The organism is Pseudomonas entomophila (assembly GCF_018417595.1).
Lineage (GTDB): Bacteria > Pseudomonadota > Gammaproteobacteria > Pseudomonadales > Pseudomonadaceae > Aquipseudomonas > Aquipseudomonas entomophila_C.
In genome coordinates this window covers 3,327,012-3,341,285 of sequence record NZ_CP070982.1, presented here as the reverse complement: position 1 = coordinate 3,341,285, position 14,274 = coordinate 3,327,012, and the positions used below count along the sequence as shown (strand labels likewise).

At 69.6% G+C, this 14,274-nt stretch carries 1 protein-coding gene (cut by a window edge); it reads left to right on the top strand.

The genetic code is table 11. The features are described from left to right. Window positions 1–14,274, top strand: partial view of a non-ribosomal peptide synthetase gene (locus JYG34_RS14660; protein WP_213657125.1) — the 3' portion only. The gene continues 237 nt to the left of window position 1, outside the view; 14,274 of the gene's 14,511 nt are visible here — the last part of the coding sequence; its start codon lies off the left edge, out of view; it ends in the stop codon at window positions 14,272–14,274.

The following is a 14,274-nucleotide window of genomic DNA, read 5'->3' as shown; positions in this document are numbered from 1 at the left end:
ATCACCCCGGCCATGCTCAGCCTGGTCGAGCTCGACCAGGCGAACATCGACCGCCTGGTGGCCGCTATCCCCGGTGGCGCCGCCAACGTGCAGGACATCTACCCCCTGGCGCCCCTGCAGCAAGGCATGCTGTTCCATCACGCCAGTGCCGGCGAGCATGATCCCTATGTGATGCAGGCGCCCTTCGTGTTCGCCAGCCGCGAGCGCGTGGCGGCCTTTACCCAGGCCCTGCAAGGGGTGATCGACCGTCACGATATCCTGCGCACCTCGGTGCACTGGAAGGATTTCGACCAGCCGTTGCAGGTGGTGTGGCGCAAGGCCGAGCTGCGGGTGACGCAACTGGCCGAAGGCGAGGCGCCCGAGGCCGGTTTCGATCTCACCCAGGCACCGCTGATCCGCCTGCAATGCCAGCCTGAGCAGGCGGATGGCCGGGTGCGGGCGACCCTGCAGTTCCACCATGTCGCCTTGGACCACAGCGCCCTGGACGTGGTGCGCCACGAAATGCTCGCCTTCCTGCTGGGCCAGCCGCAGCAGCTGGGCCGCCCGGTGCCGTTCCGCAACCATGTGGCCCAGGCACTGCTGGGCGTGAGCGAAGCCGAGCACGAAGCGTTCTTCCGCGACATGCTCGGCCCCCTCGATGAGGCGACCCTGGCCTATGGCCTGGGCGACGTGCAGGGCGATGGCGCGGCGTTGGATGAACAGCGCCTGTCCCTCGACCCGGCCCTGTGCCAAGGCCTGCGCAACCAGGCGCGGGCCCAGGGGGTGAGCGTCGCCAGCTTGTTCCACCTGGCCTGGGCGCGGGTACTTGGCATGCTGGCCGGGCGTGACCAGGTGGTGTTCGGCACGGTGCTGATGGGTCGCCTGGTCGGTGCCGAAGCCGCCGACCGGGCCCTGGGTATCTTCATCAATACCTTGCCGTTCAGTGTGGACCTGGCGAGCAGCGACCTGCCCACGGCGGTCAAGGCCACCCACCAGCGCCTGAGCACCCTGATGCGCCATGAGCATGCGCCGCTGGCCCTGGCCCAGCGCTGCAGTGGCGTGGCGGCGCCGGCGCCGTTGTTCAACACCTTGCTCAACTACCGCCATAGCGTGCACGCGGGCAGCGAGGAGGCCTTGCGCAGCGGTTGGGCGGGGATCGAGATCGTGCACTCGGCCGAGGCCACCAACTACCCGCTGGTGGTCAGCGTCGATGACCTGGGCAGCGGCTTCTCCCTGACCGTGCAGGCGGTGCCGGGTGTGGACGGGCGCCTGGTGTGCCAGCTGTTGCAGGTTGTCCTGGCGCAACTGGCCGAGGCGTTGGCGCACGCGCCGGCTACACCGCTGTACAGCCTGGTTGCGCTGCCTGCAGAAGAGCGCGAGCGGGTGCTGCGACTGTTCAACGACACCCGACGCGAGTACCCATGCGACAGGGCTGTGCACGCCGTGTTCGAGGCGCACGCCGGTTTCAACCCTGAGGCGCTGGCGGTGGTGCATGGGCAGCAACGTTGGAGCTATGCCCAGCTCGGGGTCCAGGCCAATCGCCTGGCCCGTTGCCTGGTCGAGCATGGCGTGCAACCCGGCGATCGGGTGGCCTTGCTGCTGCCACGCTCCTTCGACCTGCTGGCGGCCCAGTTGGCCGTGAGCAAATGCGCGGCGGTGTTCGTGCCGTTGGATGGCAATGCGCCGGTCGAGCGCCAGGCGTTCATGGTCGCGGACAGCCAGGCCGTGGTGTTGCTGACCCACAGTGACCAGCCGCAGATCGAGGGCGGGCGTCGGGTCGAACTGGACCGGCTCGACCTGGGGCGCTACGCGAGCGAACCCCTGAACCTGGCGGTGGACGCCGGCAGCGCTGCGTACATCATGTACACCTCCGGCTCCACCGGCACACCGAAGGGTGTGCAGGTGCCGCACCGGGCCATCGTGCGCCTGGCCATCAACAACGGCTTCGCCGATTTCAATCACCAGGACCGGGTGGCGTTTGCTTCCAACCCGGCGTTCGACGCCAGCACCCTGGAAGTCTGGGCGCCGCTGCTCAACGGCGGTGCGGTGGTGGTGATCGACCAGGACCAGGTGCTGTCGCGCCAGGCCCTGCACGATGAATTGCTGGCCCAGGGCGTGACCGTGCTGTGGCTGACCGCCGGGCTGTTCCACCAGTTCGCCGATGACCTGCTGCCGGCGTTTCGCAGGCTGCGCTACCTGATGGTCGGGGGCGATGTGCTGGATCCGGCGGTGATCGCCCGCGTGCTGCGTGACGGCGCGCCGCAACACCTGCTCAATGGCTATGGCCCGACCGAAGCCACCACGTTCAGCACCACCCACGAGATCGTCAGCGTGGGCGAGGGCAGCATCCCGATTGGCAAACCAATCGGCAACGCCCGTTGCTATGTGCTCGATGCCCGTCGGCAATTGTTGCCGGTGGGCGCGGTGGGTGAGCTCTATATCGCTGGCGACGGCGTGGCCCTGGGCTACCTGGGCCAGCCTGAGCTGACCGCCGAGCGCTTCCTGACCGATCCATTCAACGGCGGGACCATGTACCGCAGCGGCGACCTGGCCTGCTGGCAGGCCGACGGCACCCTGCGCTACCTGGGCCGCGCCGACCAGCAGGTCAAGCTGCGCGGCTTCCGTATCGAGCTGGGCGAGATCGAGGCACGCCTGGCGGCATGCGCGGGTGTCCGTGACGTGGCCGTGGTGCTGCGCGAGGAGAGCCCGGGCGACAAGCGCCTGGTGGCCTACTTCACCGGCCAGCAGGCGATCGCCGAACTGCACCAGCACCTGCAAGGCCAGTTGCCGGACTACATGCTGCCGTCAGCCTATGTGCAGTTGGATGCACTGCCACTGACTGCCAACGGCAAGCTCGACCGCCGCGCCTTGCCGCAGCCGGGCAACGAAGATGTGATCCGTCGAGGCTTCGAGGCGCCACAAGGCGAAGTGGAAACCGCCCTGGCGGCGATCTGGGCCGAGTTGCTCAAGGTCGAGCGGGTCGGTCGGCATGATCACTTCTTCGAAATGGGCGGCCATTCATTGCTGGCCATGCGCCTGGTGTCCCAAGTGCGCCAGCGCCTGGGAGTGGAACTGGCCCTGGCTGACCTTTTCGCCAATGCCGAGCTGGCCGCGTTGGCTCAGGTGCTGGCCAACGCAAGCGCCAGCGAGCTACCGATCATCGTGGCGGTTGACCGCGAGCAGGCCCTGCCGTTGTCGTTCGCCCAGCAGCGCCTGTGGTTCCTGGCCCAGCTGGAAGGCGGCAACCAGGCCTACAACATGCCGCTGGCCCTGGGCCTGCGCGGGGCGCTGGACGCCACGGCGCTGGAGCGTGCCTTGCTGCGTATCGTCGAGCGCCACGAAACCCTGCGCAGCCGCTTCGTGCCCTCTGGCGATAGTGCAGAAGTGCGGGTTGACGCGCCCCCGCAACCGGGCTGGCTGCGCCGCGAGACACTGGCGCCGAAGGATCTGCCCGCGCGCCTGCGCAGCGAGGCCGTCGCGCCCTTCGACCTGGTCGAAGGGCCGTTGCTGCGCGCCAGCCTGCTGCGCCTGGGCGAGCAGCACCATGTGCTGGCCCTGACCGTGCACCATGCCGTTGCCGATGGCTGGTCCCTGGGTGTACTGACCCGCGAGCTTGGCCTGCTGTACCCGGCCCTGTGCCAGGGCCTGGAAGACCCGCTGCCACCCTTGGCGATCCAGTACGGCGACCACGCCGTGTGGCAACGCCGCTGGCTGGCGGGCGAGCAACTGCAGCGCCAGGCCGACTACTGGCGTGAAACCCTGGACGGCGCACCGACCCTGCTCAGCCTGCCCGGTGATCGGCCGCGCCCGGCGCGCCAGGACTTCAGCGGCGCCAGCCTGGTGCTGCGCCTGGACGAGCCGTTGGCGGCCGGCCTGCGTGCCCTGGCCCAACGTCACCAGGTGACCCTGTACACGGTGCTGATGACTGCCTGGGCCACGACCCTGGCCCGCCTGGCCGGCCAAACCGAAGTGGTGGTGGGCTGCCCGGTGGCCGGGCGTGGCCGAGCCGAGCTGGAGCCTCTGGTCGGGCTGTTCGTCAACACCCTGGCGATACGCATCGACCTGGCGGGCGCGCCGTCCGCCGCAGCCTTGCTGGCCCAGGTGCAGCAGCGCCTGCTCCAGGCCCAGGCGCACCAGGACCTGCCGTTCGAGCAGGTGGTGGAACTCGTTCGCCCGGCACGCAGCCTCAGCCACACGCCGCTGTTCCAGACCACCCTCAACTGGCTGGCCGCCGATGGCGCCGTCCTGCAGTTGCAGGGGCTGCAGTTGGACGCGGTGGCACAGGGCATCCAGGTGGCCAAGTTCGACCTGTCGCTGAACATGGGCGAGCAGGGCGAGGCGCTGGTCGGCAGCCTGGAGTACGCCACCGCGCTGTTCGACCAGGCCAGCGTGCAGCGCTTTGCCGGCTACTTCGAAACGCTGCTGCAGGCCATGGTGGACAATGACCGGCAAGCGCTGGCCGAAGTCGCGCTGGTCGGCGACACGGAGCGCAAGCGCCTGCTGCACGGCTTCAACAACACGACACGGGCCTTCCCCCGTGGCCAGACCTTGCCGGGGCTGATCGAGGCCCAGGTGGCCCAGGCGCCGCAAGCCCTGGCGGCCAAGGCCGGCGAGCACACCCTGAGCTATGGCGAGTTGAACCGCCAGGCCAACGCCCTGGCTCATCACCTGATCGACCTGGGTGTACGCCCCGACGACCGCGTGGCGGTGGTGGCGCGGCGTGGGCTGGACACCCTGGTTGCCTTGCTGGCGGTGCTCAAGGCCGGGGCCGGCTACGTGCCGGTGGATCCGGCCCATCCCGACTCGCGCGTGCGCTACCTGTTGAGCGACAGCGCACCGGTGGTAGTGCTGGCCCAGCGGGCATTGTTCGAGGGTCTTGAAGGTCTGGAGGCGCCTTTGCTGGCGCTCGACCAGCCTGATTGGCCGGCGCGTCACGACAACCCCGTGGTTGCGGGCCTGACCCCCGAGCACCTGGCTTATGTGATCTACACCTCCGGCTCCACCGGCGAGCCCAAGGGGGTGATGGTCGAACACCGGGCCCTGGCCAACCTCGTGCACTGGCACCGCAAGGCCTTCGAGTTGAGGGCCGGGGACCACACCGCCAGCGTTGCCGGCTTCGGCTTCGACGCCATGGCCTGGGAGGTCTGGCCGGCCCTGTGCGCCGGCGCGGTGCTGCACGTGCCCCCTGAGCCGCTGGGCAACGAGCAGCTCGACGCGATGCTGGCCTGGTGGCTGGCGCAGCCACTGAAGGTGGCCTTCCTGCCCACCCCGGTGGCCGAGTACGCCCTCAGCCAAGGGCTGCGGCACCCGACCTTGCGCACCCTGCTGATCGGTGGCGATCGCCTGCGCCAGTTCAACAGTGACCCAGGCTTCGTGGTGGTCAACAACTATGGCCCCACCGAAGCCACCGTGGTCGCCACGTCCGGGCTGGTGTTGCCGGGCGGCGCGCTGGATATCGGCCGGCCGATCGCCAATGCCCGCGCCTATCTGCTGGACGAAGCCCTGCAACTGGTGCCATCCGGCGCCACGGGCGAGCTTTATGTGGGCGGTGCGGGCGTGGCGCGGGGTTATCTCAACCAGCCTGACCTGACCGAGGCACGCTTCCTCGCCGACCCGTTCAGCGAAACACCGGGGGCGCGAATGTACCGCACCGGTGACCTGGCGCGCTGGAACGCCGACGGCACCCTGGAGTACCTGGGACGTAACGATGACCAGGTGAAGGTGCGCGGCCGGCGCATCGAACTGGGTGAGATCGAAGCCCAATTGCTGCAAGTGCCGGGTATCGAAGAGGCCCTGGTGCTGGCCCGCGAGGAGCAAGCGGGCCAGCCACGGCTGGTGGCCTGGTTCATCGCCCGGGGCGAGGCGCCGACGCCCGCCGAGTTGCGGGCCGTGTTGCTGCAACGCCTGCCGGCCTACATGGTGCCGGTGGCGCTGGTGCCGCTGGCGGCGTGGCCATTGACCGCCAACGGCAAGATCGACCGCCGCGCGCTGCCGGCGCCCGAGCGCGAGGCGCTGGCCGAGCGGGCCTACGAAGCCGCCGAAGGCGAACTGGAAATCGCCCTGGCCCAGCTCTGGAGCGAGCTGCTGCAGGTCGAGCGGGTCGGTCGCCAGGACCGCTTCTTCGAACTGGGCGGCCACTCACTGCTGGCCATGCGCATGGTCGGCCAGTTGCGCCAGCGCCTGGGCCTGGAGCTGGCGTTGGGCACCTTGTTCGCCGACGACCGCCTGCAGGCCGTCGCGGCGGCATTGGCGGGCAACCAGGGCCGGACGTTGCCACTGCTGGAGGCGGCTACGCGGGGCCAGTCCCAGCCACTGTCGTTCGCCCAGCAGCGCCTGTGGTTCCTGGCGCAGATGGGCGATGCCAGCGCCGCCTACCATATTCCGCTGGGCCTGGAGTTGCGCGGGCCGCTGGACCGCACGGCGCTGGAGCGCGCCCTGGCGCGCATCGTCGAGCGCCACGAGAGCCTGCGCAGCCAGTTCAACCAGGAGGGTGCCGAAGCGCGGGTGCGGGTGGTGCCCGGGCACGGCGGTTTCGCCTTGGCCTGGCACGACCTGCGCGGGCAGCCGCAACGGCTGCGAACGCTGGCCCAGGAGCAGGCTTCGCTGCCGTTCGACCTGGCGCATCAACTGCCGATCCGTGGCTGTCTGCTGTGCCTGGCCCCCGATCACCACGTGCTGCTGCTCACCCTGCACCATATCGTCGCCGACGGCTGGTCGGTGGGCGTGCTTACCCAGGAATTGGCGGCCTTGTACCCGGCGTTCGCCGCCGGTGGCGAAGACCCGCTGGCACCCCTGGCGATCCAGTACGGCGACTATGCCATCTGGCAGCGCCGCTGGCTGACGGGGGACGAGTTGCAGCGCCAGGGCGATTACTGGCGCCAGGCGCTGGCCGGTGCGCCGGTGTTGCTGACACTGCCCAGCGATCGGCCGCGGCCGCCGCACCAGGACTACAGCGGCGAGCGTGTCGAGCTGCGCCTGGACCCACGCCTGAGTGCCGAGCTCAAGGCGCTCTGCCACCGCCATGGGCTCACGCCGTTCATGCTGTTCACCGCCGCCTGGGCGGTGCTGCTGGCGCGCCTGTCGGGCCAGGATGAGGTGGTGATCGGCACGCCGGTGGCCAACCGCCGGCAAGCTGCGGTCGAGGGCTTGATCGGGCTGTTCGTCAACTCCCTGGCCTTGCGCATCGACACCTCGGGGACTCCGGACCTGGGCACCTTGCTCGCCCGGGTCAAGGCGGTGGTGATCGCCGCCCAGGACCATCAGGACGTGCCGTTCGAGCAAGTGGTGGAACTGCTGCGCCCACCGCGCAGCTTGTCCCACACGCCGCTGTACCAGGCCGCGCTGGATTGGGATGGCACTGTCGGCCAGCCACCGCTGCGCCTCGAAGGGTTGTCGCTTTCGCTGTTGGAAGCCGAGGCTCGCGTGGCGAAGTTCGACCTCAGCCTGAGCATGGGCGAAAGTGCCGACGGCTTCGTCGGCGCGCTGGTCTACGCCACTGCGCTGTTCGACCACCAGACGGTGCAGCGCTATGCCCGTTATTTCGAGCAACTGCTCTGGAGCTTCATCGCTTCGGGTGATGTGATCCCGTCCGAGTCGGTATTGCTGGGTGCGGCGGAGCGCCGGCAACTGCTGGTGGGCTTCAACGACACGCGGGTGGACTACGACCTCGAACAAACCCTGCACGGGCTGATCGAAGCCCAGGTGCGGCGCACCCCGGACGCCGTGGCGGTGAAGGCCGAAGAGGGCGAGCTGACTTACCGCCAGCTCGACGAACAGGCCAACCGCCTGGCCCATCACCTGATCGCCCTGGGCGTGAAACCCGACGATCGCGTGGCGATCTGCGTGGAGCGCGGCCTGGCGATGGTGGTCGGCCTGCTGGCCACCCTCAAGGCCGGTGGCGCCTATGTGCCGGTGGACCCGGAGTACCCGGCCGAGCGCATCCGCCACATGCTCAGTGACAGCGCCCCGGTGGCGGTGCTGGTGCACGCCGTCACCCGCCACGTGCCTCAGGCGGCCACGGTGCCGGTGATCGACCTCGACCGCCCGAGCTGGCTGGCGCAACCGGCGCAGGCCCCCGTGGTGATGGGGCTGACCCCGCGCCACCTGGCCTACGTGATCTACACCTCCGGCTCCACCGGCCTGCCCAAGGGCGTGATGAACGAGCACGCCGGGGTGGTCAACCGCCTGCTGTGGATGCAGGACGCCTATCAGCTTGGCGCGCACGACGTGGTGCTGCAGAAGACCCCGTTCAGCTTCGACGTGTCGGTGTGGGAATTCCTCTGGCCGTTGCAGACCGGCGCCCGTTTGGTCATGGCCCGGCCCGGTGGCCACCGCGACCCGGAATACCTGCGTGAAGTGATGCGCGCCGAGCAGGTCAGCACCTTGCACTTCGTGCCGTCGATGCTGGACGTGTTCCTCGCCCATGGCGCGGTGCAGCCCGAAGGGCTCAAGCGCGTGCTGTGCAGCGGCGAGGCCCTGCCCGGCGCGCTGGTGCGGCGCTTCCAGGCGCAACTACCAACGGTCGAGCTGCACAACCTGTACGGCCCGACCGAGGCGGCGGTGGACGTCAGTGCCTGGCACTGTGTGACCGCGCCGGACAACACGCCGATCGGCAAGCCAATCGCCAACACCACCCTGTATGTGCTGGACGGCCACGGCCAGCCGGTGCCGCAGGGCGTGGCGGGCGAGTTGTACATCGGCGGCGTGCAGGTGGCCCGCGGTTACCTCAACCGTGGCGAACTGACCGCCGAGCGCTTCCTCGACGACCCGTTCGGCACCCGCCCGGGCGGGCGGCTGTACCGCACCGGCGACCTGGCGCGGCACCTGGCCGACGGCAACCTGGAGTACCTGGGGCGCAACGATGACCAGGTGAAACTGCGTGGCTTGCGCATCGAACTGGGCGAGATCCAGGCCTGCCTGACCGGCATCGAGGGGGTCAAGGAGGCGGTGGTGCTGGCCCGCGAGCAGCGCCTGGTGGCGTACTGCACCGGCACCCCGCAACCCACAGAGGTACTGCGCGCGGCGCTGCTGGCGCGGTTGCCGGCGTTCATGGTGCCGGCACAGTTCATCCACCTGGAAGCGTTGCCGCTGAGCCCCAACGGCAAGCTCGACCGCAAGGCGCTGCCGGTGCCGGAGGCGGTGCAGAGCCGGGCCTACGAGGCGCCCGAAGGCGCGACCGAGGAACTGCTGGCCAAGCTCTGGGCCGAGCTGCTGGGGGTGGAGCGGGTAGGGCGGCACGACAACTTCTTCGAACTGGGCGGCCACTCGCTGCTGGCCGTGACCCTGACCTCGCGCCTGCGCGCGCAGGGCATGACGGTGGATATCCGCGTGCTGTTCGACAAGCCCACCGTGGCGGTGCTGGCCGCCACCCTTGGTCAGGTGTTCGAGGCAGAGGTGCCGGCCAACCGCATCGATGATGACTGCACCCACATCACACCGGAGCTGCTGCCGCTGGTGACGTTGGAGCAACAGGCCATCGATCGGATCGTTGCCAGCGTGCCGGGGGGCGCCGCCAATGTGCAGGACATCTACCCCCTGGGCCCCCTGCAGGCGGGTATTCACTTCCACCACCTGGCCAGCGAGGGCGCCGACCCCTATGTCCAGCAGGTCACGTTCCTGCTGGATGATGCCGGACGCCTGGCGACGTTGCAGCGTGCCTTGGACCAAGTGATCGCGCGCCACGACATCCTGCGCACCTCGCTGTACTGGGAAGGCCTGGCGCAGCCGGTGCAGGTGGTCTGGCGCCGGGCGCCGCTGGAAGTCGTGGCCCTCGGCGACGGCGAAGCACCGGCCCTGCGCCTGGACCTGACCCGCGCGCCCTTGCTGCGCCTGGTGCATCGCCAGGCCCAGGGCAACGGTGCCATCGAGGCCACCTTGCTGTTCCACCACATGGTCATGGATCACGTCGCCCAGGACGTGCTGCGCGCCGAACTGCAGGCCTGCCTGCTTGGTGAAGCCCATCGGCTGCCCGCACCGGTGCCGTACCGCAACTACATCGCCCAGGTGCTGCAAGGGGTGGACGAGGCCCAGCATGAGGCCTACTTCCGCGAACAATTGGGCGACATCGACGAGCCGACCTTGGCCTACGGCGCCCATCCACACCCACACCCGCATGCAGAGGCCGAGGTCCGGCAACTGCTCGACGATGCGCTGTCACGCCGGCTGCGCGAGCAGGCCCGCCAGCTTGGCGTCGGCGCCGCCAGCCTGCTGCACCTGGCCTGGGGGCTGGTGCTGGGGCAGTTGTCGGGGCGCGACAGCGTGGTCTTCGGCACCGTGTTGCTGGGCCGGCTGCAGGGGGGCGAGGGCGTGGAGCGGGCGCTGGGGATGTTCATCAACACCTTGCCGCTGCGCCTGAACGTCGGCGGCCTGCCGGTGCGCGAGGCGGTGCTCGACACCCATCGCCGCCTGACCGGGCTATTGGTGCATGAACACGCCCAGCTCGCCCTGGCCCAGCGTTGCAGTGCACTGCCCCCCGGGGCGCCGCTGTTCAGTACCTTGTTGAACTATCGCCACAGCGCCGCGGCGGTGCGTGCCGATACACAGGCCGCGCAGGCCTGGGCCGGCATCCAGCTGCTGCAGGCCCATGAAGGCAGCAACTATCCGCTGGTGCTGAGCATCGACGACCTGGGCGAGGCCTTCTGCCTCAGCGCCCAGTGCGCGCCAGGCATCGACGCCCGTCGCCTGTGCGGCTATCTCGAACACGCCGTGCAAGGGCTGCTGCACGCCCTGGAGTCGGCGCCGGAGCAGGGCCTGGAGCGGCTTGTTATCGTGCCGGACGAGGAGCGCCAGCGCTTGCTGGTCGAGTACAACGCCAGCGACCGCGACTACCCGCGCGAAGAACCGGTGCAACGCCTGTTCGAACAGCGCGTGGCACGTCACCCGCTGGCCCTCGCCGCCGTGCACGATGAACGCCAGTTGACCTACGCCGAGCTCAACGAGCAGGCCAACCAGCTCGCCCACTGGCTGGTTGGCGAAGGCGTGGCGCCGGGTGACCACGTGGCGGTCCTGCTGCCGCGCTCGCTGCCGTTGCTGGTGGCCCAGCTGGCGGTGCTCAAGTGCGCCGCGGTGTATGTGCCGCTGGACATCAACGCGCCCACCGAGCGCCAGGCGTTCATGGCGCAGGATTGCCAGGCGGTGGCGCTGCTGACCCTCGGCGGCATTGCCGGGGACCTGGGGGTGCGGCGCGTCGACCTCGATTGCCTGGCGCTCGACGACCAGCCCGGACACAACCCGGGCCTGGCCGTGGACGCCGCCGACGTGGCCTACGTGATGTACACCTCCGGCTCCACCGGCACGCCGAAAGGGGTGCGTGTCGCGCATCGCGGCATCACCCGCCTGGTGCTGAACAACGGCTACGCCGACTTCAATGCCCAGGACCGTATCGCCTTCGCCGCCAACCCGGCGTTCGACGCCGCCACCATGGATGTCTGGGGCGCGCTGCTCAACGGTGGCCAGGTGCTGGTGATCGATCACCAGACGCTGCTGGAGCCGGCACGCTTCGGCGCCACCCTGCGCGAGGGCGGCGCCAGCGTGCTGTTCGTCACCACCGCGTTGTTCAACCAGTACGTGCAACTGATCCCCGAAGCCCTGGCCGGGCTGCGCATCCTGCTGTGCGGCGGCGAGCGTGGCGACCCCGGCGCCTTCCGTGCCTTGCTGGCCCAGGCACCGAACGTGCGCCTGGTGCATTGCTACGGGCCCACGGAAACCACCACCTTCGCCACCACCCATGAAGTGCGGGCGCTGGCCGAGGACGCCGAGCATGTGCCGATCGGCCGCCCCATCGGCAACACCACGGTCTATGTGCTCGATCACCAGGGCCGGGTGTTGCCCGAAGGGGTGACCGGGGAGCTGTACATCGGCGGCGACGGTGTGGCCCTGGGCTACCTCGAACGCCCGCAGCTGACCGCCGAGCGCTTCCTCGACGACCCGTTCAGCGCTGTTCCCGGCGCGCGGATGTACCGTACCGGTGACCTGGCGCGTTGGCGCCCGGACGGCCAGTTGGAGTGCCTGGGGCGCAACGACGACCAGGTCAAGATCCGCGGCTTCCGCATCGAGCTGGGCGAGATCGAGCAACACCTGGCCCAATGCCCGGGGCTGGATGAGGGGGTGGCCCAGGCCTTGCGCCTGGAGCAGGGGCCGCTGCGCCTGGTGGCCTGGTTCACCCGTCACGACCCGGCGCTCGACGGGCCGAAGGTGAGGGCGTTCCTGCGCGAACGGTTGCCGGAGTACATGCTGCCGGCGGCCTTCGTGGCACTGGAAGCGTTGCCGCTGACCAACAATGGCAAGGTCGACCGCAAGGCACTGCCGCTGCCCGGCGCGCAGGACCTGCTGGTGGCCGCCTTCGAAGCCCCGGCCAGCGCCCTGGAGCACGCGCTGGCCGCGCTGTGGGCGCAGGTGCTGGAGGTGGAGCGAGTCGGTCGGCATGACAACTTCTTCGAGCTCGGCGGGCATTCGCTGCTGGCGATCCGCCTGGTGAGCGAGATGGAGCGTAGCGGGCTGCGCACCACCCTGGCGGAGTTGTTCCAGCATCCGAACATCGCCGCCCTGGCCGAGCGCCTGGACGAACGTGAGCCAGGCCGTGACGACGACAGCCTGGTCACCGTGCGTGCCGAGGGCAGCCTGCCGCCGTTGTTCCTGCTGCACGAGTTCAGCGGCCTGGACCTGTACTTCCCGGTCCTGGGCCGGCATGTGCCGGGTGACTTCCCGATCTACGGGTTGCCCGGTGTGCCCGTCGGCCAGCCGCAGTTGTACACCCTCGAGTGCCTGGCGGCGCGCCTGGTGCGGCGGATCCGGGCGGTGCAAGCCCATGGCCCGTACCACCTGGCCGGCTGGTCGTTTGGCGGGGTGCTGGCGTACGAGGTGGCCGCCCAGTTGCTGGGGGCGGACGAAGCGGTGGCCTTCGTCGGCCTGATCGACACCTATGTGCCGCGCCTGGTCGACCAGGGCAAGGCACGCTGGCAAGGCCCGCGCCAGGCCGAGGCGCAATTGCTGCAGCACTGCCAGTTGCACTGGCAGGATCAAGGAGAGGCGGGGGCTGCGCAACTGGCGCAAGTCGAGGCGCTGCAAAGCGACGACAGGGCGTTCGATGCGCTGCTCGCCCACTGCCGCGAGCGGCAGTTGCTGGTGCCGGGCCTGGCCCAGGCCAGCGATGCGCAACTGCGTCACTTCTTCGAGCGCCATGTCGCCCATGGCCATGCCCTGGCCCATTACCACCTGGCGCCGCTGCCAGTGCCGTTGCACCTGTTCAAGGCCGAGCAGCGCGAGAACAGTGTTCCCTGCGACAGCCCGACCCTGGGCTGGGCCGAAGCGCTGCCGGGGCAGGTGTTGCATTGCCTGACGGTACCCGGCGACCACCAGAGCCTTATCCAGGCGCCCAACGCGGCCGTGCTCGGCGAGGCCATCGCCCAGGCCATGGCGAGCGCTCAGGGCCACGCGTTGCCGGCCCACCAGCCGCTGCTGGCAATACAGAGTGGCACGCCCGGGCATGTGCCGGTGTTCTGCGTGCCGGGCGCGGGGGACAGCGTCACCAGCTTCATCGGCCTGGCCGAGGCCCTGGGCCATGATTGGCCGGTGCATGGGCTGCAGGCCAGGGGCCTGGCCGCAGGCGAAGTGCCGCACAGCAGCGTGGAGGCCGCGGCGGACTGCCATGTGCGGGCCATCGAAGCGTTCTACCCCCAGGGGCCAGTGAACCTGGTCGGGCATTCGTTTGGCGGCTGGGTCGCGCATGCCATGGCGGCGCGCTTGCAGGCCAAGGGCCGCGAGGTGCGATCGCTGACCCTGATCGACAGCGAGGCGCCGGGCGGCGGTGGTGGTTGCGGCAAGCCGCACACCTTCACCGAGGCTTTGCAGCGGTTGGTCGATTCGTTGCAGCTGTCCACCGGCAAGTCGCTGGGCATTGCCGCCGAGGCCTTCGCCGAGGCGGATGACCAGGCGCAAATGAACCAGTTGCACGGGGCCATGGTGCGGGTCGGGCTGTTGCCGTCGCGCTCCACGCCCCAGGCCCTGGCGGGCGTGGTACGCACCTTCGCCAGTGCGTTGCGCACGGTCTATCGGCCACAGGCGCGGTTCGATGGCCTGGCGCGGCTGGTGCTGGTGACCGACCCGGCGCTGGATGCCGCCGGCAACCAGCGCGAGCATCGGGCCATGGAGGAGGGCTGGCGGCAACTGATGCCGACACTGGAGGTATGGCAGGGGCCAGGCAACCACTTCAGCATCCTCAAGGTGCCGGATGTGTTCAGCCTGGCGGCGTGGTGGCATGACGGCCAGGCCTTGGCCTTGAAGACGAGGTTGTCGTGA